General features: G+C 58.5%; 22 protein-coding genes. 21 read left to right on the forward strand and 1 reads right to left on the reverse strand.

Features of this window, described 5'->3' with window-relative positions:
* The first annotated feature begins 60 nt into the window (after positions 1 to 60).
* Genes rfbB through rfbC form a run of 4 tightly spaced genes read left to right on the forward strand, consistent with a single transcriptional unit; the run spans position 61 to position 3,492 of the window.
* Entirely contained in the window at positions 61 to 1,149 is a 1,089-nt protein-coding gene (gene rfbB / locus ACOYR4_RS03490; RefSeq protein ID WP_422848644.1) for a dTDP-glucose 4,6-dehydratase, read from the forward strand.
* The gene (gene rfbD, locus ACOYR4_RS03495) at positions 1,146 to 2,036 is read left to right on the forward strand and encodes a dTDP-4-dehydrorhamnose reductase (RefSeq protein ID WP_422848645.1); all 891 of its coding nucleotides are present in this window, start codon (positions 1,146 to 1,148) and stop codon (positions 2,034 to 2,036) included. Before rfbB ends, rfbD begins: the two co-directional genes overlap by 4 nt.
* 13 nt (positions 2,037 to 2,049) lie before the next feature.
* A complete protein-coding gene (rfbA, locus tag ACOYR4_RS03500; RefSeq protein WP_060985279.1) occupies positions 2,050 to 2,934 on the forward strand; it encodes a glucose-1-phosphate thymidylyltransferase RfbA in 885 nt (294 codons plus the stop codon).
* Positions 2,935 to 2,946: 12 nt separating this feature from the next.
* The gene (gene rfbC / locus ACOYR4_RS03505) at positions 2,947 to 3,492 is read left to right on the forward strand and encodes a dTDP-4-dehydrorhamnose 3,5-epimerase (RefSeq protein WP_422848646.1); all 546 of its coding nucleotides are present in this window, start codon (positions 2,947 to 2,949) and stop codon (positions 3,490 to 3,492) included.
* Positions 3,493 to 3,509: 17 nt separating this feature from the next.
* On the opposite strand, the gene ACOYR4_RS03510 is transcribed toward rfbC, so the two are convergent.
* The gene (locus ACOYR4_RS03510; protein WP_422848647.1) at positions 3,510 to 5,414 is read right to left on the reverse strand and encodes a hypothetical protein; all 1,905 of its coding nucleotides are present in this window, start codon (positions 5,412 to 5,414) and stop codon (positions 3,510 to 3,512) included.
* 324 nt (positions 5,415 to 5,738) lie between these two features.
* Here ACOYR4_RS03510 and gspE point away from each other — a divergent pair, with 324 nt between their 5' ends.
* The 17 genes from gspE (at position 5,739) to ACOYR4_RS03595 (ending at position 24,092) form a co-directional block, all read left to right on the forward strand.
* Entirely contained in the window at positions 5,739 to 7,460 is a 1,722-nt protein-coding gene (gene gspE, locus ACOYR4_RS03515; RefSeq protein ID WP_422848648.1) for a type II secretion system ATPase GspE, read from the forward strand.
* A complete protein-coding gene (locus ACOYR4_RS03520) occupies positions 7,453 to 8,709 on the forward strand; it encodes a type II secretion system F family protein (RefSeq protein ID WP_422848649.1) in 1,257 nt (418 codons plus the stop codon). The genes gspE and ACOYR4_RS03520 overlap by 8 nt, the downstream gene beginning before the upstream one ends.
* A gap of 28 nt (positions 8,710 to 8,737) precedes the next feature.
* Positions 8,738 to 9,187: a type II secretion system major pseudopilin GspG gene (gspG, locus tag ACOYR4_RS03525; RefSeq protein ID WP_422848650.1), complete on the forward strand. Its 450-nt coding sequence runs from the start codon at positions 8,738 to 8,740 to the stop codon at positions 9,185 to 9,187.
* A gap of 30 nt (positions 9,188 to 9,217) precedes the next feature.
* Positions 9,218 to 9,667, forward strand: a complete 450-nt coding sequence (locus ACOYR4_RS03530) for a GspH/FimT family pseudopilin (protein ID WP_422848651.1) — start codon at positions 9,218 to 9,220, stop codon at positions 9,665 to 9,667.
* Positions 9,664 to 10,065 carry a PulJ/GspJ family protein gene (locus ACOYR4_RS03535; protein ID WP_422848652.1) on the forward strand — a complete coding sequence of 134 codons (402 nt, stop codon included), beginning with the start codon at positions 9,664 to 9,666 and terminating at the stop codon, positions 10,063 to 10,065. The genes ACOYR4_RS03530 and ACOYR4_RS03535 overlap by 4 nt, the downstream gene beginning before the upstream one ends.
* Positions 10,062 to 10,721, forward strand: a complete 660-nt coding sequence (locus ACOYR4_RS03540; RefSeq protein WP_422848653.1) for a prepilin-type N-terminal cleavage/methylation domain-containing protein — start codon at positions 10,062 to 10,064, stop codon at positions 10,719 to 10,721. Before ACOYR4_RS03535 ends, ACOYR4_RS03540 begins: the two co-directional genes overlap by 4 nt.
* Positions 10,722 to 10,750: 29 nt before the next feature.
* The gene (locus ACOYR4_RS03545; RefSeq protein WP_422848654.1) at positions 10,751 to 11,584 is read left to right on the forward strand and encodes a general secretion pathway protein GspK; all 834 of its coding nucleotides are present in this window, start codon (positions 10,751 to 10,753) and stop codon (positions 11,582 to 11,584) included.
* A gap of 13 nt (positions 11,585 to 11,597) precedes the next feature.
* A complete protein-coding gene (locus ACOYR4_RS03550) occupies positions 11,598 to 12,719 on the forward strand; it encodes a PilN domain-containing protein (RefSeq protein WP_422848655.1) in 1,122 nt (373 codons plus the stop codon).
* Positions 12,716 to 13,276, forward strand: a complete 561-nt coding sequence (gene gspM, locus ACOYR4_RS03555) for a type II secretion system protein GspM (RefSeq protein ID WP_422848656.1) — start codon at positions 12,716 to 12,718, stop codon at positions 13,274 to 13,276. The genes ACOYR4_RS03550 and gspM overlap by 4 nt, the downstream gene beginning before the upstream one ends.
* Positions 13,277 to 14,014: 738 nt before the next feature.
* On the forward strand, positions 14,015 to 16,414 hold the full coding sequence (gspD, locus tag ACOYR4_RS03560; RefSeq protein ID WP_422848657.1) for a type II secretion system secretin GspD: 2,400 nt from the start codon (positions 14,015 to 14,017) through the stop codon (positions 16,412 to 16,414).
* Positions 16,415 to 16,508: 94 nt separating this feature from the next.
* Positions 16,509 to 16,928, forward strand: coding sequence for a hypothetical protein (locus ACOYR4_RS03565; RefSeq protein WP_422848658.1), 420 nt, complete (start codon positions 16,509 to 16,511; stop codon positions 16,926 to 16,928).
* A gap of 317 nt (positions 16,929 to 17,245) precedes the next feature.
* Entirely contained in the window at positions 17,246 to 19,018 is a 1,773-nt protein-coding gene (locus ACOYR4_RS03570; RefSeq protein ID WP_422848659.1) for a cell surface protein, read from the forward strand.
* Positions 19,019 to 19,139: 121 nt separating this feature from the next.
* Positions 19,140 to 20,090: a peptidylprolyl isomerase gene (locus ACOYR4_RS03575; RefSeq protein WP_422848660.1), complete on the forward strand. Its 951-nt coding sequence runs from the start codon at positions 19,140 to 19,142 to the stop codon at positions 20,088 to 20,090.
* On the forward strand, positions 20,087 to 20,890 hold the full coding sequence (locus ACOYR4_RS03580) for an ABC transporter permease (RefSeq protein ID WP_422848661.1): 804 nt from the start codon (positions 20,087 to 20,089) through the stop codon (positions 20,888 to 20,890). Before ACOYR4_RS03575 ends, ACOYR4_RS03580 begins: the two co-directional genes overlap by 4 nt.
* Positions 20,887 to 22,224, forward strand: a complete 1,338-nt coding sequence (locus ACOYR4_RS03585; RefSeq protein WP_422848662.1) for an ABC transporter ATP-binding protein — start codon at positions 20,887 to 20,889, stop codon at positions 22,222 to 22,224. Before ACOYR4_RS03580 ends, ACOYR4_RS03585 begins: the two co-directional genes overlap by 4 nt.
* 69 nt (positions 22,225 to 22,293) lie before the next feature.
* On the forward strand, positions 22,294 to 23,199 hold the full coding sequence (locus ACOYR4_RS03590; RefSeq protein WP_422848663.1) for a class I SAM-dependent methyltransferase: 906 nt from the start codon (positions 22,294 to 22,296) through the stop codon (positions 23,197 to 23,199).
* Entirely contained in the window at positions 23,196 to 24,092 is an 897-nt protein-coding gene (locus ACOYR4_RS03595) for an SAM-dependent methyltransferase (RefSeq protein ID WP_422848664.1), read from the forward strand. Before ACOYR4_RS03590 ends, ACOYR4_RS03595 begins: the two co-directional genes overlap by 4 nt.
* Positions 24,093 to 24,095: the final 3 nt, after the last annotated feature.

Raw genomic sequence — 24,095 nt, forward strand, 5'->3', positions numbered from 1 at the left:
GGTCAGGCGGGCAGGGATAATCACAGGCCTTGCCCAACGGGCATCACACACAGCCTCCCTATGATTCTGGTAACCGGCGGCGCGGGTTTCATTGGCGCCAACTTTGTCCTTGACTGGCTCGCTGCCTCTAGTGAGCCTGTTGTTAACCTCGACAAACTTACTTATGCGGGCAATCTGCACAATTTGGACAGTGTGCAAGGGGATGCGCGTCATATCTTTGTGCAAGGAGACATTGGTGACACGGCGCTGGTGGCTCGATTGTTGGCCGAGCACAAGCCCCGCGCGGTGGTGAATTTTGCGGCCGAGTCGCATGTAGACCGCTCCATCCACGGGCCCGAGGACTTCATCCAGACCAACATCGTCGGCTCGTTCCGCCTGCTTGAAGCGGTGCGCGGCTACTGGAGCGGGCTGCCCGAGGGCGAGCGTGCGGCCTTCCGCTTCCTGCACGTGTCCACCGACGAGGTGTACGGCTCGCTTTCGCCCACCGATCCGGCCTTCACTGAAACCCGCGGCTTCGAGCCCAACAGCCCCTACAGCGCCAGCAAGGCGGCCAGCGACCACCTGGTGCGCGCCTGGCACCACACCTACGGCCTGCCGGTGCTCACCACCAACTGCAGCAACAACTACGGGCCCTATCACTTCCCCGAGAAGCTGATCCCGCTGATGATCGTGAACGCCCTGGCCGGCAAAAACCTGCCGGTGTACGGCGACGGCATGCAGGTGCGCGACTGGCTGTATGTGAAGGACCACTGCAGCGCCATCCGCCGCGTGCTCGAAGCCGGGTGCCCCGGCGAGACCTACAACGTGGGCGGCTGGAACGAGAAGCCCAATATCGAGATCGTGAACATGGTGTGTGGCCTGCTCGACGAGTTGCGCCCCCGCGCTGACGGCCAGAGCTACCGCACCCAGATCACCTACGTGAAGGACCGCCCCGGCCACGACCGCCGCTACGCGATCGATGCACGCAAGATCGAGCGCGAGCTGGGCTGGAAGCCCGCCGAAACCTTCGACACCGGCATCCGCAAGACCGTGCAGTGGTACCTGGAGCATGCCGAGTGGGTGGCCAACGTGCAGACGGGTGCGTACCGCGACTGGGTAGAGACTCAGTACGAGCAGCAGCCCGTAGCCGTTGCGGACGCTCGCGCATGAACATCCTGCTGTTTGGCAAAGGCGGCCAGGTCGGCTGGGAGCTGCAGCGCAGCCTGTCCGTGCTGGGGGCGGTCACGGCGCTGGACTTCGACAGCACTGAGCATTGCGGCGACTTCGCGAACCCCGCCGGTGTGGCCGAAACGGTGCGCGCCCTGCGCCCCGACGTCATCGTCAATGCCGCAGCCCACACTGCCGTGGACAAGGCCGAGAGCGAGGCAGACTTCGCACGCACCTTGAACGCCACCACCCCTGGCGCCATTGCGCAGGAGGCGGCCAAGCTAGGCGCCTGGCTGGTGCACTACAGCACCGACTACGTCTTCGATGGCAGTGGCAACCGCCCTTGGGTCGAAACCGACCCGCCTGCGCCGCTGAGCGTGTACGGCCGCACCAAGCTCGAAGGCGAGCAGCTGATCGCTGAGGCCGGTGCCAAGCACCTGATTCTGCGCACCAGCTGGGTCTACGCAGCGCGTGGCGGCAACTTCGCCAAGACTATGCTGCGCCTGGCACAGGAGCGCGATCGCCTGACCGTGATCGACGACCAGTGGGGGGCGCCCACGGGGGCCGACCTGCTGGCCGACGTGACGGCGCATGCACTGCGCCACTTGCAGCAGCGTCCGCAGGACGCAGGCCTGTACCACTGCGCAGCAGCTGGTGCAACGAACTGGAACGAGTACGCAAAATTCGTGATTGCGCAGGCACAGATTACGCAACCTGCTATCAAAATAAAAGCAAGTGAGATTGCACCCGTTCCGACGAGCGCGTTCCCCACTCCCGCTGTGCGTCCGCACAATTCGCGCCTTGACACCGGCAAGCTGCAGGCCACCTTCGGCTTGAAGATACCGCACTGGCAAGCGGGCGTGGCGCGCATGCTGGCTGAAATTCTCTGATCGGCACCCTCATATGACGCAACGCAAAGGCATCATCCTGGCTGGAGGTTCCGGCACTCGCTTGCATCCGGCCACCCTGGCTATCAGCAAGCAATTGCTGCCGGTTTACGACAAGCCCATGATTTACTACCCGCTGAGTACGCTGATGCTCGCGGGCATTCGAGACATCCTCGTCATTAGTACGCCGCAAGATACGCCTCGTTTTGAGCAGTTGCTGGGTGACGGTAGCCAGTGGGGCTTGAACCTGCAGTATGCGGTGCAGCCCAGCCCCGACGGTTTGGCGCAGGCTTTTCTGATTGGCGAAGCCTTTTTGAGTGGAGCTCCCAGTGCTCTGGTGTTGGGTGACAACATTTTTTACGGGCACGACTTCCACGAACTGTTGAACAACGCCCGGCAGCGAGCGGTGGGGGCCAGTGTTTTTGCCTACCATGTGCAGGACCCCGAGCGTTATGGCGTGGCGGAATTCGATACCCAGGGCAAAGTGCTGTCCCTGGAGGAAAAGCCTGCACAACCCAAAAGCAGTTATGCGGTCACGGGTCTGTATTTTTACGACGATCAAGTGGTTGAGATGGCCAAGACACTCCAGCCCTCACCGCGTGGAGAGCTTGAGATCACTGACTTGAACCGTTTGTACCTGGAGCAAGGGCAGTTGAGTGTAGAGATCATGGGGCGGGGTTACGCGTGGCTGGATACAGGTACGCATGAAAGTCTGCTGGAGGCCGGCCAGTTCATCGCGACGCTGGAGCATCGCCAGGGACTGAAGATTGCGTGCCCCGAAGAAATCGCTTGGCGTTCCCAATGGATTGATAGTGCGCAGTTGGAGCGCCTGTCCCAACCGCTGGTCAAGAGTGGCTATGGCCAGTACTTGATGCGCCTGCTCAAAGACAAGATTTACTGATAGGCGCTACTCATGCAAGTTACACGGTTGGCTATTCCAGATGTCGTACTGATCGAGCCCCAGGTATTTGGAGATGCAAGGGGGTTTTTTTACGAAAGCTTCAATCAGCGGGACTTCAACGAGGCGACAGGTACCTCCTACCAGTTCGTCCAGGACAACCACAGTCGCAGCGCCCACGGGGTGCTGCGGGGTTTGCACTATCAGATCCAGCAGCCTCAAGGGAAGTTGGTCCGCGTTGCCAGTGGTTTTGTGTTTGATGTGGCGGTGGACCTCCGCCGCAGTTCACCGACGTTCGGGCGGTGGGTAGGAGCGGAACTCAGTGCCGACAATCACCGACAGTTGTGGGTGCCTCCAGGATTCGCGCATGGTTTTGTCGTGCTCAGCGAAACGGCCGAGTTCCTCTATAAGACCACGGACTACTACGCGCCCGCACACGAGCGGTGTATCGCGTGGAACGATCCCACGCTGGCCATTGATTGGCGGCTGACCACTGAGCCGCGCCTGTCCGCCAAAGATGCTCAAGGGATCAAGCTGTCCGAAGCCGAGGTATTTCCCTGACGTTGGTGGCTCATTTGTTATGGGCGCGGCAGGTTGGCGGCTCCTTGTCTCAGTGCCTGCTGCATTGATTCGTAAAGTGCGTCAGATCCGAATTGGGGGTTGTCTGGGTCGAACGAAAAGATGTTGTGGCCTCTTGCCACAAGCTTGCCCTCCCAGCGCGGCTCCATAAAAAAAGACAAGAATTCGGCACCCCGGGCAGCGTGCTGTTCCAATGTGCGCTGAAGCGTCGGTGTATCCATGGCCTTGAGGGGGTGAAATTCCGTGACTCCATAGCCTCTGCGCCCTGTGGACCGGTACCAACGCCCAAAGGCTTGCCCGTAGCTCGCATCTCCGTACAGGCTCACCCCGAGGCGTATCCCGTTCTGCTCGCGCAGCGATGCATCGATGGCGAACTTGTGCGCGTCCCAACTGGGATTGGCGAAAGGAACGATCTGGTGCGTGTAATGGGGTGTCTTGCTCAGGCACGACTCATGAACGACATCGTCAAAAAAACGAAGATAGTTCACCACCTGTTTCCCTCTGAATTGATGCCACAGCGGTACCAAGGGGTTGTAGTAATACGATGATTCATCAACAGGCATGTCGATGCTCGCAAGAGGCGAGGGCACGGCAGCCGTGCTGAGTGGAAGTGGTTGTTGAGGTAGCTCTTTGGGTGGGGTTTGTGCCCTGTCCATGATGGCGATACGCCGTGTGCCCAGAGGCGTGAGGTGTCCCGGAGCCTCTTCCAGAAAAACGTCGATGCGATGCATGCCAGCAGGCAGGCGTCGGAAATCCATGTCCAGACGCCAACCGGTGTCGGCGCTGCCAAATTCGGGCTTTGCTTTCAGTACATCCTGCCGCCCCTTGTTCACCGGCGTTTTGCCTACGAACACTCCGTTGCGAAACACATGCACCCAGGCCGGTCCTGATCCTTCGGTGTGCGGAACATAGGCCCATCCAGAAATTGGCAGGGTTCCTTGCGCAAAAGAATCGATGTGTTCTGTGTATCGCTGCAATGGTTCGGTGCGAATGTCTTTGGAGGGGGGGACGACTTGGTCAAAAGAGGCGTAATCCGCCCCCATCGCTCGGTTGAATTTCTCGATGCTTTGAAATTCTTGGCGCAGGAACGAGCGAAATGCAGTGACAGAGTGTGGGCTGTAGTCCGTTACCCGATAGGGGGGCGCAAACCCCATGCCACTCTCAAAGTTTGGGAACAGGTGATGTAGCTCGCCCAGTAGCGTCACGCCCCGCACTTTGGCGATGTCGTGTGCCGGGAGTTGGCACACGGCACCCAGGACGGCCCGGGCCGCTTGTGTGCGGCGCTCCGTTAACTCGTTCTGGGTACTCGCAAAACTCCAGTTGTACAGAGGCGCACCGTAATAGCTGCTTTGTCCGAGAGGGCCATCGCGTGTCTGCGCCAGGTTCCGGCTGTCTTGGGCCAAGACCTGTTCCAGAGGGGCGTCTGCCGAAAAGTGGGTCGAGAACAAGTACAGAATCAACGGTCTTTCCGTGTCGCGGATCGTTCGGACCAGACGATTGATCAGGCGCCCATCTATCTCCCAATGTCCTTGGGGGTTTTGATGAAACAATTTCAGTAGCGGTACTGGCAGCGTGTAGCCCAACGGATAGCGGCCTTGCCCCCCCGTCTGGGGTTGTAGCGTTGAGAGTGTGGACTCCACCAATGCCGCGGCAGAACCCTGCGGGCCTCCGCAACTGCGGGCTAAGTCATCCATAGGATGTGACGGGGAGCCTTCCGGTGTGGCAATGCAGGTATCTATCGCCCCGATCATGGGGGCAAGCAGCATCTGCTCTTTGGTGGCAGCGTCGCCAGTCGCGTATTTGGACAGAAGGACTGCGCCCATGGCGCCCGCAACAAGGGCGCTACATCCGGCAATGAAGACCGCCAGGGGCATCAGTCGGTCAGCTGAATCATGAGAACTCATAGCAAATCAAGGTATGGAGTGAACCTGGGGTCTGCGTGCCCAGGTACGTCTGCCTCGCCGCTAAGGCAGTAGGGCGCTTGCAGAGGCGTTTGTTCATAGAAGGCTAGGGTAGCGCTAGTATTTCATGGTTTTTAAGCTACTCAATTTGTAGCGTTTGTCGATCTTGGGCGTCGCCGCCGCTGTTGTACGCACCGAGGCGCCGCTTATGCGTACATGGGCTATCCAAGAGCGAAGCTACACTCCTGCCAAAGCTCTGCTGGATGGGGGCACGCCCGTGCGCCTATAGTTTGTGCCTCATTTTTCGGGGCCGTTTCAACACTTTTCATGACGACAAACACACATTTGGCCGAACCGGCTGATGAGGTCACCGAACCACGCCCCAGGCTTGGCGAACTTCTTGTGCAGGCGGGGAAGCTTTCGTCGCGCGACTTGGATCGGGCGCTGTCCGCCCAGCAGGAAATGGGTGGGATGCTCGGGCGTGTGCTGGTTCGCTTGGGACTGGTGTCCGACGGAGATGTAGCAGGTGCGTTGGCCCGTCAACTGGGTGTCCCTTTGGTGCAGGCGGATGGTTTTCCTGATCTTATGCCCGAGGTCGAGGGGTTACTGCCTGAGTTTCTGCAGGCCCATGCCATCTATCCGCTACGCCTGGAGAATGGCGTGCTGCATGTTGCCATGTCTGTGCCGCAGGATGCGTTTGTGGTCAAGGCGCTGCACCTCGCCACAGGGCAAAAGATTCAACCTCACCTTGCTCTTGAGAGCGATATTGAAAGAGCTCTGGTCGAGCCGGTTGAGGAGGCGGAAGATGCGGACGACGGCTTTGGCGACGGGCTGGATGGCGGGGACTTTGTTGAGCATCTCAAAGACCTCGCGAGCGAGGCGCCTGTCATTCGGTTGGTCAACACCATCATTGGACGCGTGATTGACCTTCGCGCTTCGGATATCCACTTGGAGCCATTCGATGATGGCTTGCATGTTCGCTATCGCGTGGATGGCGTGATTCACCCCGGCGAATTGGTGCCACCGCGCCTGTCTGCGGCCGTTAACTCACGCGTCAAACTTCTGGCGCATCTCGATATCGCGGAGCGCCGTTTGCCGCAGGATGGGCGCATCAAGACCCGCGTGAAGGGGCGCGAGCTGGATTTGCGCGTTTCCACCGTGCCTACGGTTCACGGTGAAAGTGTGGTCATGCGGGTCCTAGATCGGGCCAGTGTGCGGCTGGAGCTCGAAAAAATGGGCTTCGAAAAAGACACGTTGGTGCGCTTCAACCAACTGCTGGCCCGCCCACATGGCATTTTGTTGGTTACTGGCCCGACCGGTTCTGGCAAGACCACCACCCTGTATGCGGCCTTGGCGAAGATTGATGCAACCGAGCAAAAAATCATCACCGTCGAAGATCCGGTGGAGTATCAGCTCGAAGGCATTAACCAGATTCAGGTTCACTCGCAGATCAACTTGACGTTTGCCAACGCCTTGCGCTCGATCTTGCGGCAAGACCCCGACATCATCATGATTGGCGAAATGCGGGACGGGGAGACCGCTCAAATCGCAGTGCAGTCTGCATTGACGGGTCACTTGGTGTTGTCCACGCTGCATACCAACACCGCCGCGGGCGCGGTGATTCGCATGCAAGACATGGGCGTGGAGCCCTATCTGATCACCTCGGCGGTCAACGGCGTTCTCGCGCAGCGCTTGGTCCGGACGCTTTGCGAGCACTGCAAAGAAGCTTATGAGCCGGGCGATGAGGTTCGCGAGAGTACTGGGCTTTCGCGTTTCTGTGCGCCAGGCAAGCTCGTGTACCGGGCGGTTGGGTGCGAGCAGTGCCGCCAATCCGGCTATCGGGGCCGCACGGGCATCCATGAATTGCTATCGATCGATGAACCTATGCGCCGGGCCATCATCGAAGGCCGTGATGCCAATGTCCTCAACTCCATCGCCGCTCAGAGTGGCATGCTCAGTCTGTATGAAGATGGCCTGCGTAAGGTGGCTGCTGGCAGCACCACGTTGGATGAGTTGGCGCGAGTGACGCAGGATCAGTCCGATGCCTGAGTTCGCCTGGCGTGCCGCCAACAGCGCGGGAAAAGTAGAGGAAGGGCGGTTTGCAGCCGCCACACCCGCTCAGGTGCTGAAACACTTGCGCGACCAAGGCATGACTCCGCTGCATATCGGCGATGCGGGCGCAGCGGTTCCTCTGCAGGGTGCGACCGGTCAGGCCGATTCTCTTGGACGCTTCGCACAGCCCAAGGGTCGCCAGGCCCGGGGGCCGGTCACTGCACCCGATGTGCTGGCTCTCACGTCTGAGCTGGCCATCATGCTGCGTGCTGGATTGGCCCTGGACAACGCGCTGCGCGTACTCATTGACATGAGCCACAAGCCCAGCGTTGCGGCCTTGGTGCAGGGCATTCTGGATGCCGTCAAAGGCGGTACGCCGCTCAGTCGCGCACTGGCCGCACACAGAGACTTGTTTGGTGACTTCTATATCAACATGATTCGGTCAGGGGAGGCCAGCGGACAAATGTCTGCGGTACTGGATCGTTTGGTTGAACATATGGAGCGCCAGCGTGCGCTGCGGGACAGTGTCATTTCAGCCACCATTTACCCCGCCATCCTGCTGGGGGTGGCGGTGTTGTCGCTGATTGCCATGTTGGGCTTCGTGGTCCCGCAGTTTGAAAAGTTGTTCACTGACATGGGTGATGCATTACCGTTGCCGACCCGCCTTGTGATGGGGTTGGGGCATGCGTTCACCCAGTACGGTTTGGTAGTGGCGGTGATGCTGGCAGGTTTGGGGTGGGCCGCCCTGCGCTGGCTCAAGTCACCTGCGGGTCGTCGTTGGTGGCAAACCCTTGTACTGCGTTTGCCGCTGATGGGGCCTTTGGCCCTCAAGTACCAGCTGACCCTTTTCTCTCGGTCTCTTGGGACGTTGTTGGGCAATGGCGTTCCTATGCTGACGGCGCTTCACATTGCGACCGAAACGGTGGGCAACACGGTGCTTCAGGATGCCCTTGGCCGGGTGGCTCCGATCGTGAAAGAAGGGGGCAAAGTAGTGCAGGCTGTAACAGCGACAGGCATCTTTGCGCCTTTGGCCATCAACCTCATCCGGGTGGGGGAGGAGACTGGTCGCATCGGTCCCATGATGCTGGAACTGTCGAATATATTGAACCGAGAAGTCGAAACTGGCATCAAACGGCTTTTGACGCTCGTCGAGCCAGTGCTCATTCTGGTGCTGGGCGTGCTGATTGCGGCGATCATCGTGTCCATCCTGCTCGGAATTCTGTCTATCAATGACCTCGCCATATAATTTTTGTTTGTCCAAGGATTCTTCACCCATGGTGAATACAAGTCTAGGCCGTGTTCGCGGCACGGTGTCTGCAGCGCGGCGTTCGCGAGGTTTCACGCTGATTGAGTTGCTGGTGGTGCTGGCAATCCTCACGTTGCTGGCTGGCTTGGTAGGACCCCGTGTTCTGGGCCAACTGGGTGGCGCTAAGTCCAAAACGGCGGGTGTACAGATCGCCGATCTCGACAAGTCGCTTGAGCTTTTCAAACTTGATGTGGGGCGTTACCCAACTACTGAGGAGGGATTGGACGCACTCGTCAAAAAGCCAGGTAGCGTTAACGGGTGGAATGGTCCCTATCTCAAGGGAGGCGTGCCCTCTGACCCCTGGAACCACCCCTACCGTTACGCTAACAACGGAGGAAAAATTGAGCTTACTTCCTTTGGTGCCGATGGTGCTCCCGGTGGTGAAGGCGAAAATGCAGACATTCGCAATACGCCCTGAAAGCGCTGCCTGATCAAGGCTCAGTTTTTCATGCGGCGCGAACGCGGTTTCACGCTGGTGGAGTTGCTGGTGGTATTCGCCATCATGGCGCTCATCGCGGGTTTAGCTCCTGTAGCTTACGGGCGCATGCGCGAAGCATCACAGTATCGCGATACTGTACGTACCATCGCCAGCCAGCTTCGCTCTGCGCGTGTTATCGCTATAACCGAGGGGCGTGAAGCCCGCTTCACTCTTGACCTTCAAGGTCGCCAGTACGGATTGGATGGGCTGCCGGCCAAGCAGCTGCCGGAGTCACTTCAGTTGCGCGTTGTCGTCGCAGATCGCGAAATTGCCCCTGGCGGCCAAGCCGCGATACGTTTCCTTCCGTCGGGGGGGGCAACTGGCGGCAGTATTGAAGTGCTCCGCGCCCCTGGTTCTGGGGTCCGGCTGCGTGTGGATTGGTTTTCCGGTCGCGTTACGCAAGAGGTGTTGCTGCCATGATGGAGCGCCATCGGCAGCATGGCCTCACCTTGTTAGAGCTATTGGTGGCATTCGCCATCATGGCCCTATCAGTTGGCATGATTTATCGCATCATGGGCGGTAGTGCGCGGAGTGTTGGTGATCTCGAAGCGCGAGAGCGTGCGGTTGCTTTGGCTCAGTCACTGCTTGCTTTGCGCGACACTGTGCCGGAGGGTGGATTGCAACAATCTGGCGCAAGCGGTGGGTACCGCTGGCTCATCCAGAGTGCGCCTTACAACACTGGTGTGTCTGGACCTTCGGTTGTGCCTTTGTACGAACTTGCCATCGTTATTACGTGGGAACACGGCGGTCGCGAACGCAACCTTCAACTCACAACATTGCGACCGCAGCGCAGGTCTTCACCACAAATTCGCAGATGACCGTTAGGGTACTGTCATCTTCATCGCGAGGGTTCACACTGGTTGAGTTAATCGTTGTCCTCGTACTCTTGTCGCTGGTCACCTTGACTCTTGCATCGGTCATGCGCACTGCCGCTCAAACCGAAGAGCGCGTCGATGCGCGTTTGGAGCGTATCGATGATTTGCGCATTGCCAGCGATTTCATACGAGCCGTGCTTGGACGTGTGTCGGCGCAAAAAAGAGTGGGCATTCTTGAGCCCGGTGGCAGCCAATATTACTTCGTGGGCGCGGCCTCTGAGGTGCAGTGGGTAGGCGTCATGCCTGCCCGCTACGGAGTAGGTGGACGCCACCACTTTCGCCTGTATCTTGCAGGCGATCAGACGCTCTTGCTTCAATATTTGCCTTGGCGTGGTTCTGTGTCACAGCTGAATTGGGTTGGTGCACCCAGTACATCGTTGGCAACAGGAGTTAAAACTCTCTCTTTCAAATATGAGGACGCCGTGGACGAACCTGTGCAATGGGGTGCTCCTTGGACGGTTCTGGATAGAATGCCCGCGCGCATAGCCGTTAATGTGCAAACGGTTAATGGGGATTGGCCCGAGCTCATCGTGCCCCTCCGAGCCCTGCCTGCGAGCGACGGTCGCATCAGGGGGCCGGTATTCGGGGGATCCGTATGAATGGGCGCCATGCATCCAGGCCCGCGTACATGTGGCAGTCTGGTATGGCGCTAGTCGCCGTACTTTGGATGGTTGCTTTCCTCACTATCGTTGCTACGGGGATCACCAGCTCCATTCGGCTTGAGGCGCGTACGGCAGCTTTGGGCTGGCAAAAAACGGAAGCCCAGGCATTGGGGGAAGGGGCTATACAGATCGCTTTGCAGGCACTCACCGCAAGTCCCCAGTCTTTCACCCAGATCAATCACACTGCAGTGGTCTACCGGGGCGTCACTATGCAGGTCCATTGGATGCCCTTGAACGGGCTGGTGGATATCAACGCTGCTGGCCCCTCATTGCTTGAGAAAACTTTCACCATTGCTGGAGGTTTATCTGCGCAAGGAGCCCAGGCGGCAGCGCAGGCAGTCATCGAGGCGCGCCAGCGGCGCGACGACCAAGGCCGCCCGTATCGCTTTGAGGCAACAGAGGATCTCATGCAGGTCCCAGGGTTCGATTACGACCTCTATGCTAGACTCGCGCCGCTTCTTACGGCCGATCTGTATGGTTCAGGCCGCGTCAATCCACTTGCAGCTCCGGTTGAAGTCCTGGCGGTTTTGAGTGGAGGCAACCGTGCGGTTGCGGAGAAGATAGCGGCAGACCGCTCTGCAGGCGCTGTTGGTGTAGACACATCTGGGCTGGACAGCAGCCTTGTCGATAACGCGGCTACGCGCATCCTGCGCTTGCAGGTTTATGTGCCAATGGCGGACGGAGTCATAGTGCGGGTTTCGCATGACGTGGATGTGTCTGCCAGATCCAACGACAGTGCGCCTTGGCACATCTTCCAGAAGCTCACCATTGTGGAGCCCCCGCCCTCCAAGAAATCCTGATCTCCGTATGACCATGACAAAGTCCAATGCCCTGTTCTTGGGCCAAGATCTTCGTTCCCTGTGGCGCGAGGTGAGGCAAGCGTGGGCGCACGCGCAAGACCACGCGCCGCTGTCATGGTTTACCCCGATTGTTCCCGTACGGCTTCTGCAGGCGGATGGTGGTGAGTCCGTGTGGTTAGGGGGCTCAAAACAAGATATCTCCAGAAAAGCCATCAAAACGCAGCTCATCGCTGTTGAATTGCCTCACGATCTCGTTCTACAGGTTGCACGGAGTCTGCCCCCTATTGGAGAAACGGATCTCCATGGGGCCATCGCGTTGCACGTCCAGTCGGTGAGCCCATTTTCTGAGGCAGATTTGGTCTGGGGTTACCGAACCCGTTCTCTATCGGGGGGGGGCGCTACCGCTGATATCGCACTTGCCTCCCGCAGACATGTTCTCGCGTATCTCAATGCTCAGGCCCACCGTATCACTGGTTCGATTGCGCCAGAAGTGTGGGTGTCCGTCTCCACCGACGCGCCCATCGTCATGCAGGGCTTTGGAGAGTCTTCCCGTCGTGTTCAGATGGCTCGCGGGCGGTTCACTCGTTATGCATTTTTGGCAACTGCATGTGCATTGTTGGGCGCGATTGCCATTACGCCCTCATTTCAGCTGCGCGCTCGTGCACTTGATGCGTATACGCAGCATGAGGCGCTGGTTAAGAAGACAGCGCCCCTCGTGATGCAACGTGAAGCCTTGATGAAGGCCGCAGACGGTTTGAGTGTGCTGGCTGAACTCCAAGCGGCGCGCATAGAGCCGCTGCGAGTACTCGACAAACTTACTCGGGCCCTGCCAGACGACACGGCTCTTCAGAATCTCGTTCTCAAGGAGCAAAAAGTTACCATCACTGGCCTTACCGCCAACGCTTCCGCGCTCATGCAGTTATTAAGTGAGCAAGAAGGGGTGCGCGAGGTGCGCGCACCCAGTCCCGCCATGCGCTCTGGCGGTGACTCCAAAGAGAATTTCACCATCGAGTTCTTGGTAGATCCACGAGTTTTTGGTGTTTCACCTCAAGTGCCTGCGCCTGGAAATGCCGCGTCCACTCCTTCTGCGGCTGCCCAGCAGCCTTCCCTGCCCGCTTCAGGGAGCAAGTCATGAACAAGTCTGCCTGGCGCCGGGGTTTCATCTTGATGCTGACGATTGCCTTTGCCCTGCTTCCCTTCATATGGGGTGGCATGTACGTATGGGGCAAACACACTTGGATTCGCGACAATCTGGCTCGCATTGAGCCTCGCCACGCGCGGTTGATGGGGCTTGAATCCCAGGCTGCGGACGTGTCTGAAACCCTGCAGCGAGCTCAGGCCTTGCGCGCTCAATATGTCTATCCTGCCACGCAAGATGATGCCCAGACGGGCAACCTCGCACAGCAGAGGGTGCGCAGCATCTTCGAGGCGGCGGGCCTGCAGGTCATCAGCAGTCAGGCGCTCCCCTCCAAGGAGAGCAAAGGCTTCGACCGCATTCCTCTTTCTGTACGCGTTGAAGGAGAAATGCTTGCCTTACAAAGTGCGCTGGCCGTACTGAGCGGCCAGCAGCCCGCCATTTTCCTTGACGACATCAACATACAACTTGTGGGCGCATTGAATCAGGCAAATAACCGCGTGGCGCCCAAACTTGCCGCCCAGTTTAATTTCAGCGTGTTGCGGGAGCGCTCATGAACGCTTTAAACCGGTACGCGCTCCACGTTATCGTGGGGTTGAACTTTGTCCTCATACTCGCGCTGGCGGCTCTCTGGATAGGACCTGACGGAAAGGTGCGTAACCTGCAATGGCAACGCCCCGCGCCTCAGACCTCCGACTATGCTTCTATGTTGCCAGAACTCCCTAGCGTAGTGCCTGCGAACACCGGGGCTTTCATGGCCATTCTGGAGCGCCCTCTATTCACCATTACTCGTCGCCCGCCCCCACCGCCCCCCCCTCCCAAAGCCGTGGAGGCCCCTCCTCCTGATACCCTAAGTACCGCCAGGCTCACGGGCTTGTATACAGGTCCGGGCGCAGGGGGAGTCATTCTCAATATCGGAGGCAAGGACCGGCGCGTACGCATTCGCGAACAAATCGAAGGCTGGACGCTCTCTGCCATCGACCAGCAGAGTGCTACTTTCAGCAGCGGCAGCAGTCAGCGCACCCTGCCTTTGCTCAAAGGTAAGCTCTCTAATTTCACAGGGCAGTCCCCGTCGGCAATCGCGCCGCAGCCTGCAACTGCGCCAGTTTCGCCACCTCCGCAAACCGTAATGGCCCCCGTGGCGGTGCCAACAGCTCCGAGCGAGTTATCACCCCCAGCGCAGCCCGCAGTACCTAGCAATGGTGCTAAGCCTCGCCCGCAACCTGTTTTTGGCGGCAGCATCCGCTAAAAGCATGCTCGTGATCCACCCAAGCCCCGAGGGTTCGTGTAAATCCATGACGACTTCCACCAAACAACTTCTTGCCGTGACGGCTATGGCGGCCCTCCAGGTCGCGTGCGCCCAGGCTCCTCAGCAACCGACTGCCGTTGTTCCTGTACAGGCTGCCGGGAGCACATCAACCAATATTCAGACGGAAGGTGACAAGACGACAACGTCTGCCCCTGCGCCCTCTCCGTCATCGCCATCGATAGCCGCCGAACCAAAGCCAGTCCCTGCAGTCAGTGAGCCCCGTTACATCAAGGGCAACGATCAGGTCATAGCACCTGCCAAGCCGAGCGCCAACGTCGGCGGAAACCCGCTCGCGCTCAACTTTGAAGAAGCCCCGGTCGCTGAAGTGGTGCGCACTGTCTTGGGTGACATCATGCAGGTTCCTCATGTGCTCCATCCGCCGCTGAGTGGCACGGTGACTCTGGTCGCTCGCACGCCTGTAGCGCCGGATCAGGCGGTCTTTTTGCTTGAGAGCGCCCTACAAGCCAATGGACTGGCCATGGTGCGCGATACCCGTGGCACGTACCATGTCGGTCGCATTGACACTCTCAAAAATTTGGGTCTTGGCGCTGTAGGGCAGGCAGGCAAAGGCATTCAACTGGCCCCAGGCTTTGGCACCGTCATCGTGCCTTTGCAGTACATAGGTGCGGGTGAGATGGCCGCTATCCTGCGTCCCCTGGCACCGGGTGACGCTATTGTGCGCGTGGACAACGTGCGCAACTTGCTGGTGCTTCGAGGTAGCCGTACTCAGGCCGAAGGCTGGCTCGACCTCGTCAATACTTTTGATGTGGACCTGCTCAAGGGTATGTCTGTGGGGCTGTTCCCGTTAAAACATGCCACCATCAAAGAAGTCGAAAACGCTTTGCGTCTTGTCAGTGGCGCGCCGCAGGCTTCCGGTGCCGCAGGGGGGGCTGTTGCATCCGGCGCTGGGAGTTCTGGCGGGGCGTCTCTCGGTACTTCTGGTGCCTCGGCTGCTGCCATGTTGGGCGAGGGCAATCCTGTCTTTGGTGCGCTGCGCATCATGCCTGTAGAGCGGCTCAACGCCATCCTGGTGGTTACGCCGCGTGCGGCTTACCTTGAAGAAGCGCGCCGCTGGATCGAAAAGCTAGACCAGCCAAGCGACGGGGGCGCTGAAGCTCAGCTTTTCATTTATCGCGTGCAAAACGGCAATGCCAAGCACCTCGCCAACGTCCTTTCTGGCATTTTTGGTAGCGGCCAGCAAAGTGGGGCTGTGGCCAATAGTGGCGTGGCGCCTGGTTTGCGCTCGGGTGTGGGTACCTCTTTTGGGCAGCAGTCGCTAGGCAGCGGAGCTGTACTAGGTAGCGCAGGGGGAGGTTATGGCACTGGCGTGTTAGGCGCGGGCAACAGTTTCGGCTCCGGTGGTGTGGGCGTGAACGCCTTTTCCAATCAAAGCCGTAACAACAGCCAAGTTGGAACGCAAGGCGCTGTGGCGGCCACCATAGGCGGTGTGCGCGTCATGCCCGATGAGCAAAACAACTCCATTTTGGTGTGGAGCACCCGAGCCGAGTTTCTGAAGATTGAGTCCACCCTTAAGCGGCTTGACTTGCCGCCCACCCAGGTTCTTATTGAAGCCAGCATTATCGAAGTCACTTTGGGTGACGACCTCAAGTACGGCCTGCAATGGGCTTTTTCGGACAGCCATCGCGGCGGTCCGGGCAGCGGCCTTGTGGGTGCGCTGCCGGCCAACTCGGCCGGCGGGTTCTCCTACACGCTCAAGGATACCCTGGGCAACATGCGTGTCACCCTCAATGCGCTGGCTGCCAAGTCGCTGATCAAGGTCATCTCTAGCCCGTCGCTTATGGTGCTTGACAATCAGACAGCAACCATTGCCGTGGGTACCCAGCAACCCATTCGCACCGGAGAGACTACCAACCTCAATACGGTGGGCAACTCCACCACGACGACATATCAGTACAAGGACACCGGGGTACAGCTAGCCGTGCAACCCTCTGTCAACTCGGGCGACCTGGTGACTATGGACATCACCCAGTCTGTCACCGACGTAGGTGATGAAGACACCGTCACAGGTCAACGCGCCTTCCTACAGCGCCAGATTAGCAGCAAGGTGGCTGTGCGCTCCGGCGAAGCCATCGTGTTAGGCGGACTCATCAAGGACAATGCATCCAGCGGTCGTTCTGGAGTCCCTTTGCTAAGCGGTTTGCCCGTGGTGGGCGGGCTCTTTGGTGCTACCACAAGCACCAGCGGCCGCACCGAGCTGTTGGTCGTCATTACCCCTAGGGTAGTGCGCACAGACCCTGAAATTCGTGAGGCCAGTGAGGAACTGCGCGACCGTCTCCGGGGTCTGGATATCATCGAATTGCGCGACCGCGCCAAGGGCCGTCAAGCCCCTGGTACGTCCGGGGCTGGCGCGCCAGGGGTGCAGTAGCAGTCGATATCCGTGTTGATCGTGTAGATACGCATCCATTTGTTTGTCAAACACCAACCAACCATAAACCATCAAAAAAGAGGAATTTATCTGTATGAAAAATCTTTCGTTGTCCTCTCTGACCGGGCCCATTGCTGGTGGCATGGCTGCTGTCGTTCTTGCTGGGTGTGCTGCGCTTGGCCCGGCTACCCCTGAGCAGCAGGTCAAAGAACGGGCAACTGCATTCTGGAATGCCCGGCTGAAGGCCGATCCGCAGGGCGCTTATGCACTCCTCTCGCCCTCTTATCGAGGCATACGGAGTGAAAAGGAGTTTGTGCAAAGCAACAGCAGAGGTATCGCTGCTGAAAAGGTGGAAGTAGGTGCGGTGACTTGTGAGGCGGAAAAATGTACTGCTCGTGTTGCCATCACGGGTAAACCCGCGGTTCCGGGGTTGACTTTGCCGGTGATCACAAATTACATGGACGATGTTTGGGTGTCGGAGCAAGGGCAGTGGTGGCGATACATGGCGCCGTGAAGCCTGAAGGCGGCTGTTTGCAGATTGCTGGTAGATCTGACTTTTTTCGGGAAGTGCGCGTATACAACACTCGAACGTTAAGGTCTGCGCGCTTTGCGCAGAATCTGTCCGCAACCTGCTGAGCTTCTGTATATTCAAGGATCTTGATTGCGATCCCGGCAACTGGCCCGCCATCGATGCTTACTGAGTGTCTCTTTGGGGCAACAGGAATGTAGCGGGGGTGGAATCTTGGACGAGTTTGAAAAGAACTGTGCTAGCATTCTTGGGCGTAATCAATCGTGGTAGTTGCGCTTAATTTATTCAACTGGAGTTAAAGCATGAGAAAAAATGTATTGGCACTGAGCATTGCTGCCATGATTGGCGGCTTCGCCGGCGTCGCGCAGGCATCGGTCATTACGCCTGCAGCGGCTGGTGTTGTCGCTAAGGGTGACGTGTTTGGTACGTATGCTGGCACTGAGGCCCCTGCGACGGTTCTGGAAGTGAATCCTGGCAATGTGGGTCACATGTTGGTGGTGCCTTACTTCACGGCACAAAACGGCAACATGACCGTTCTGCACCTGAGCAACACCGATCAAAACAGCGGTAAGGCTGTGAAGATTCGCTTCCGTGGTGCTGCCAACTCTGACGACATCATGGACTTCCAGATTTACCTGTCCCCAGGTGACATCTGGACTGGTGCTGTGGCGCAAGGTGCTGGCGGTACTGCAACGCTGTACAGCGCTGATAAGACTTGCACGGTGCCTGCAATTCCTGCGGCCGGTGCTTCGTTCTCCACGGCTCGTCTGAATGCTGCGGACAACGTGAACGGTACGCGTGAAGGTTATGTTGAAATTTTCAACATGGCTGACATTCCGTCGAACAAGAACTTCGACAAGGATGGCAAGATTGCTGATGCAGGCGCCAATTCGGTTGTTTACACGCTGACGAAGCACGTGAATGGCGTGGCTCCTTGCTCGGTGGAAGGTTCTGCCGCCCGTACTGCACTGAATGATATCGCTCTGACTAATTTCACGGTCAAGGACGCTGCTGTTGGCGCTAATGCCAACGCTGTCGGCTTCGGTGCATCCACCACTGGTCTGGCTGCTGACTGGTACATCTTGAATCTGGCTCAATCCACTGCCTTCTCTGGCTCCGCAACGGCTATCGAGGCCCGCGTGGCTGCCGGTGGCGCTGCTGGTGCCGCCAACTTCGTGCACTTCCCGCAGACGAGCGCTGGTTCTGCCACGTTCTTTGCCGGTGCAGGTACCGCTGCTGACTCGTTCACGGCTGACCCGCTGCTGCGCCAGTTCTACACTCTTCAGGACAAGACGACTGTGACCACCGGTCCAGTGGTGACGCCTCTGTTTGTGGACCTCCCAGACATGTCCACGCCTTACGTGACTGCGATCGATGCAGTTGGTAATGCCCCCAAGGTGCAGGCGATCAATCTGACGGCTGCTCTGTCGCGCACTTCCGTGTCGAACCAGTTCGCCCTGGACGCTGGCATCAAGGCTGCTACGGATTGGGTGTTCTCTATGCCCACCCGTCGCTATAGCGTGGCCGCAAACTACAAGGCTGCTAAGACTTCTGACAAGGACTACCGCCTGTACTCCGATCTGAGCGTGATCAACAACGCTTACACGACGACAGCCGCTAGCGCCCCCGGCGCGGCTGACGAGTGGTTCTATCCAGCGAACACCCGGGTCGATGCCCGTGGCAACATTTGCGTGGATGCAACCAGCATGCGTTTCTACGACCGTGAAGAAACCACTTCTGGCGCAGCACCTATCTTCTCGCCCGCAGTTGCCAGCCAGCTGAGCTTCTGCGGTGAGACCAGCGTGCTGTCGTTCTCGGCCTCGAAGGTGTTGGGCTCCAGCAGTGACCTGACCGCTACGACCATGACCACGCCTTACACCAACGGCTGGACTGTGGTTACCACGACCAATGCGTTTGCGACGGCTGCTGCTGACAACACGAATGCTCTGGCCGCTACTGCTAAGGGCGGCCTCCCAATTTTGGGTGATGCATTCATCAAGGTGAACAACGACAGCGCAGGCAATGGTTTCGCCAGCACCTTCGGTATCACTTGGACGCACCGTTTCAACCGTTGATTGGTGGTTGAACTTTTCGCAGCAATGCGAAACCAAAAAAAGGCGGGGCAACCCGCCTTTTTTTTTGGTATGGCGCTTCGCTGGGAGCTAGCGAAGAGTCACATTTTTTAGGGCAATCTCTATGAACTCTTTTTTTCAGAATGCACGCTGCCGGGTTTTGCGAGCGGGCTTCGTATTGGTCGTGTCTGGCCTATCTTTGGCTGCCCAAGCGGCGGGGCCTCTCGCGCATGGCAAGGTGCCCGGCGTTGGCGATATACAGGTGAGCGCTGATGATGTTGCTGCCGACATCCAGCGCATACCTGTGGAGGTGCGTCCACAGGTTTTGACGCAAACCAAGACCATGAACCAGCTCGTGACCAACCTGTACACCCGTCGTGTGCTTGCCGAGCGTGCCCATGTTGAAGGTCTCGACAAGCGCCCAGATGTGGCGGCTGCTCTTGCTCTTGCGCGCGATAAGGTGTTGTCGGACGCTTTGTTGGCCTATGTTGTAGATAAGGGAAACACGCCCCCGGATGACAAAGCCTTGGCAATGGCACAGACCATGTACAAGGCGGATGCCAAGTCATTTCAGATGCCCGAGCAAGTGCGTATCCGCCACATTTTGATTGCTCCAGGCAAAGACAAAGATGACGCAGCTGCCGAGAAGGAGGCGCGGGATTTGCTGGCTCAGTTGCGTTCAGGCGGCGACTTCGCTGCGCTAGCCAAGGCACATTCGGCAGACCCAGGCAGCGCTTCAAAGGGCGGTGATCTGGGCTTCTTCGCTCAGGGCCGTATGGTGCCTGAATTTGATACTGCGGCCTTCCAGCTCCAGAAGGTGGGTGACTTCAGTGACTTGGTTAAAACCCAGTTCGGATACCACATTCTTCAGTTGCAAGAGCGCAAGCCAGCAGGCCAGCAGTCCTTTGATGAGGTAAAGGAAGCACTAGTAGCCAAGGTCAAGCAGTCAGAAGTGCAGAAGGGGCGCAACGAACTGGCAGAGCAACTCGAAGCCACCATGAAGCTTGACGAGCCAGCGGTGAAGGCGACTATCGAGAAGCTTACCCAGCAATCTGCTGCAGCCAAGAAGCCTTGAACTGCGCGTTAGCTGAAGAACTGCGCTCCGCATGGAGCGCACGTTCGTTGGTTTGGGTGCTTACCCGCCGTGAGGTGGCAGCGCGCCACGCTGGCACTGCGGCGGGTATTGCTTGGCCCTACCTGCAGCCATTGTTGACAGTGGCTGCGTATTACTTAGTGTTCGATGTGGTATTCGGCATGCGGCTGGGTGAACACGCGCCAACGCGTGCCGTCGGCGCCTTTCTGATCGTAGGCGCGCTACCGTGGATGGCGTTTTGTGATGCCGTGCAACGCGGCATGACCAGCCTGATTGACGCAGGCGGGTTACTGCACAAAAACCCGTTACCGCCCGTGCTGTTCACTGCCCGTGCCGTGCTGGCCAGTGCTTTGATTTACGGCCCCTTGTTGCTGCTGGTGGCGCTTGTGTACCTGCCGGCGCATGGGCTGCGGCTTGCCGCCGTGGCGTTGGTGCCGCTGCTGCTACTGCAGTTGCTGTTGAGCCTTGTGTTGGCCTATGTGCTGGCCATTCTGGCTGCCGCCTTGCGTGATGTCGTGCAGTTGGTGGGTTTCTTGTTGTCAGTGGGCATCTATCTGTCTCCCATTCTCTTTCCTCTGTCGCTGTTTCCCGAAAACTGGCGGTGGGTGCTGTGGCTCAATCCCATGACAGGCTTTGTACAGGGCTACCAGCACGTGCTTTTGCAGGGTGCATGGCCACCGCTTGCAGTATGGACGGCGTCGTTGGCGTGGATAGCTGTGCTAGCCTTGGCTCTTAACGTGCTGGTGGATCGCAGCCGTGATCAATTGGTGGACTGGCTGTGACCAAGGCGAATCCTGACTTGGTACTCAGTGTCCGGAACGTGAGCAAGGAGTACAAGCTCTACGCGTCACCGCGCTCTCGCCTGAAGGCGCTGATTACTGGCCGTGCCACACACCGCAGTCATTGGGCACTGCGCGACGTGTCCTTCGATTTGCGGCGGGGTGAATGTATCGGCGTTATTGGCGACAACGGCGCTGGCAAGAGTTCGTTGCTCAAGCTGCTTGCAGGTACTTTGCATCCGTCGCGAGGCACCATCGACCGCGTGGGGCGAGTGACCGCCATTTTGGAGTTGGGGGCAGGGTTTCACCCCGACTTCAGCGGGCGGGACAACCTTTACTTTGGTGGCAGCCTCATTGGCATCAGCCATGAAGAAATGGCGCGCCTGGAGCCGGAGATCATTGCATTCTCGGAGTTGGGCGAAGCGCTCGATAGGCCGGTTAAAACGTACTCTTCAGGCATGACGGTCCGCTTGGCGTTTGCGTTGGTCACGGCCGTTCAGCCTGATGTTTTGATCATCGACGAGGCGCTGGCTGTGGGAGACCAGAACTTCCAAAAAAAGTGCGTAGAGCGCATCACCGCCTTTCGCAATAACGGCTGCACCATCCTGTTTTGCTCTCACAGTCCGTATCACATTCGTCACCTGTGTGATCGGGCCCTGTGGCTCAAGGCTGGGCGTGTAGAGTTGTTCGGAGACACCGAGGGCGTATTGGCAGCGTACGACGTGCATACCCGCGACCGGGAGGCGGCGGCGCAGGTAGTGCCCCTTGGTTCCATTTCGGCGGCGGCCGTAAAGGATGACCACGGCGCTCAAGGGCAGATAGCCGAATCAGGAAGCGCGGTAGAACATTTGACGGCCGGGGAGGCAGGTGCGCGAGAGGCGAAAGCTGCCTCGTCGCCGGCGGCGCGGAAGTCAGAAAGTCCCGGGGCTGGAGCTTGCATTTTGTCGGTGGACGTGGAAAACCTGGCGGAACCCCAAGGCGGGCAGCCCGCGGTGCTGCAAGGGCAGGATCTGGTCGTGACGATCACAGCGCGTGGACGAGGCAGCGAGCGGCCGCACATTGGTTTCATGATTGAGCAGTCCAAGGGCGTGGGCATCACCTCGCTCGCAACCCATGAGGACGGGGCTGCCCCTGTGCAACTAGACGATGGCACTTGGCGTGCTGTGCTGCATTTTCCGGATCTGCCGTTGCACAGCGGTGACTATGTGATCAGTGCGTTCTTGTTCGACGAAACAGGGCTGGCTGTGTATGACGAGTGGTTTCAGTTCTTGCATTTCCGCTTTATTTTCCCCAAGCCACTGCCTGGGTTGGTACGCCTGCCGCACCACTGGAGCTAGCCGACCGCTCCGCATGGCCCGGAGCTCTGCTGCAGGCGCCGATAATCCGTGCTTGATTGGAACCACAAGATGACTGTAATTTCAGATGGAAGCCATTCGCTGTCCCTTGGTGTGCAGCTACTGGAGGAGGGGCGTGCGTTGCTCGAGCGTGGTGATCGCACGGCTGCTGCCCAAGTTCTGAGTCGGGCTCGTGACGAACGCGACGTGGTATTGGCTGCCCATGCCTTGATCGAAGATCACGAACTGGTCGGCTCGTACACCAATGTGATGGGGCTGAACTGCTCCATCTCCACAGAGGATGATATTTTTGGATTTTTCAAGAACCATCATTCCTGTCGTAATCCCCTGCGTGACTATTTGGCCGACGGTTGGCGCACTTTGTCGGAGTTGATGCTTCTGCTGGAGGCTGTGGATCAGCCGCTGTTGCACACGCCGCAGGTGCTGGAGTTCGCCAGCGGCCATGGTCGTTTTACTCGCCACTTGGTGAAGGCAATGGGCCCGGGGCATGTGACCGTGTCAGATGTAGTGCCTAGTGCGGTGGAATTCTCGCGCTCCACGTTCGGTGTGGAGGGCTTCCTGTCTGCCAGCACTCCCGAAGAGGTTCGCTGGCCAAGGCAATACGATCTAGTGTTCGTGCTGTCGCTGTTCAGCCATTTGCCCCGTTCAACTTGGGCACGGTGGCTGGCTGCGTTGTATGGCGCAGTGGCCCCTGGCGGGTTGCTGGTGTTTAGCACGCACGGTCTGAAGGCCGCGCGCTTTGACAACGTTAGTCTGGATCAGGACGGCTTTTTCTTTGCAGCCTCCAGCGAGTCGAATGCGATCGATGTACAGGAGTACGGTACGACTTTCACCGCTCCTGAATTTGTGCGAGCCCGTATTGCCGAGACCGTGGGGGCCCACCAATTGGTGCATGAAGCGCCGGTGCACTTCTGGAACCACCAGGATGCCTATGTACTGCGAAAGCCCTCCTTATGAGCCGCCTTCTATGGACGTTGAAGCTCCAGGAGCGCTTTTTTGGGCGTGCTCGCTGGGATCCATCGCAAATCACCGATGAATGGTTTCGAGCCCACTTTGAATACGCGGCAGATGTAGTGCAACAGTGGATAGGGAGCGCATTGGATGTGCGCACGGCGCATTTGCTCAATTTTGGCTGTGGCGATGGCATTACTGACTTGGCTTTGGTGTTGAGGTTTGGCGCAACGGCCATCCACGGCGTAGACATACGCCGCGAGTACGCCAAGCTGCCCCGCATAGCGCGCGAGCAGTTGGGCATGCAGCGGATTCCCTCTGCGCTGAGTTTCGAAACAATATCCCCTGGCGCGCCTTTAGCGAGCAGGCATCAGGGCATCGACGGCATCATGAGTTGGTCGACTTTTGAGCATGTGCAGCGTGATCAACTGCTGCCTATCTTGCGAGATCTGTACACCTGTCTTCGGCCGGGGGGCGTGTTTTTCTTGCAGATCGAGCCATTGTTTTACTCTCCGTATGGCTCGCATTTGAGGCGCTACGACGATGTTCCATGGCACCACCTGCAGGTTGGGGAAGAGGCGTTGTGGCAGATCGTGAAGAACCACGAGGGGCCGATTGATGCTTCGGAAGTGGATTTCGGTTTTGCGGATTTTGGTGTGGACGGATACAAGCGCTTTGTGTTCAAGGAGTACCAAGCGCTCAATCGCTTGAACGCCGATGAGTTGGTGGATCTTGTCGAACTGGCAGGCTTCACTGTGGAACGGCAGGAGCGGCGCAAAGTGGACCTCAATCCGCCGCCGGAATTGTTGGCTCAGTACCCAGAAGAACTGTTGCGCAACAACGAAGTTTTACTCTTGCTGCGCAAGCCGCAGGAGCAGAGCATGGCGCGATCGGTGTAGCGC

The organism is Acidovorax sp. M14 (assembly GCF_049331375.1).
In the GTDB taxonomy this organism is placed as follows: Bacteria; Pseudomonadota; Gammaproteobacteria; order Burkholderiales; family Burkholderiaceae_C; genus Acidovorax.

Coding starts and splice junctions, on each gene's coding strand:
- rfbB (WP_422848644.1), top strand. CDS start 61: ATGATTCTGGTAACCGGCGGCGCGGGTTTCATTGGCGCCAACTTTGTC.
- rfbD (WP_422848645.1), top strand. CDS start 1,146: ATGAACATCCTGCTGTTTGGCAAAGGCGGCCAGGTCGGCTGGGAGCTG.
- rfbA (WP_060985279.1), top strand. CDS start 2,050: ATGACGCAACGCAAAGGCATCATCCTGGCTGGAGGTTCCGGCACTCGC.
- rfbC (WP_422848646.1), top strand. CDS start 2,947: ATGCAAGTTACACGGTTGGCTATTCCAGATGTCGTACTGATCGAGCCC.
- ACOYR4_RS03510 (WP_422848647.1), bottom strand. CDS start 5,414: ATGAGTTCTCATGATTCAGCTGACCGACTGATGCCCCTGGCGGTCTTC.
- gspE (WP_422848648.1), top strand. CDS start 5,739: ATGACGACAAACACACATTTGGCCGAACCGGCTGATGAGGTCACCGAA.
- ACOYR4_RS03520 (WP_422848649.1), top strand. CDS start 7,453: ATGCCTGAGTTCGCCTGGCGTGCCGCCAACAGCGCGGGAAAAGTAGAG.
- gspG (WP_422848650.1), top strand. CDS start 8,738: ATGGTGAATACAAGTCTAGGCCGTGTTCGCGGCACGGTGTCTGCAGCG.
- ACOYR4_RS03530 (WP_422848651.1), top strand. CDS start 9,218: ATGCGGCGCGAACGCGGTTTCACGCTGGTGGAGTTGCTGGTGGTATTC.
- ACOYR4_RS03535 (WP_422848652.1), top strand. CDS start 9,664: ATGATGGAGCGCCATCGGCAGCATGGCCTCACCTTGTTAGAGCTATTG.
- ACOYR4_RS03540 (WP_422848653.1), top strand. CDS start 10,062: ATGACCGTTAGGGTACTGTCATCTTCATCGCGAGGGTTCACACTGGTT.
- ACOYR4_RS03545 (WP_422848654.1), top strand. CDS start 10,751: ATGTGGCAGTCTGGTATGGCGCTAGTCGCCGTACTTTGGATGGTTGCT.
- ACOYR4_RS03550 (WP_422848655.1), top strand. CDS start 11,598: ATGACAAAGTCCAATGCCCTGTTCTTGGGCCAAGATCTTCGTTCCCTG.
- gspM (WP_422848656.1), top strand. CDS start 12,716: ATGAACAAGTCTGCCTGGCGCCGGGGTTTCATCTTGATGCTGACGATT.
- gspD (WP_422848657.1), top strand. CDS start 14,015: ATGACGACTTCCACCAAACAACTTCTTGCCGTGACGGCTATGGCGGCC.
- ACOYR4_RS03565 (WP_422848658.1), top strand. CDS start 16,509: ATGAAAAATCTTTCGTTGTCCTCTCTGACCGGGCCCATTGCTGGTGGC.
- ACOYR4_RS03570 (WP_422848659.1), top strand. CDS start 17,246: ATGAGAAAAAATGTATTGGCACTGAGCATTGCTGCCATGATTGGCGGC.
- ACOYR4_RS03575 (WP_422848660.1), top strand. CDS start 19,140: ATGAACTCTTTTTTTCAGAATGCACGCTGCCGGGTTTTGCGAGCGGGC.
- ACOYR4_RS03590 (WP_422848663.1), top strand. CDS start 22,294: ATGACTGTAATTTCAGATGGAAGCCATTCGCTGTCCCTTGGTGTGCAG.
- ACOYR4_RS03595 (WP_422848664.1), top strand. CDS start 23,196: ATGAGCCGCCTTCTATGGACGTTGAAGCTCCAGGAGCGCTTTTTTGGG.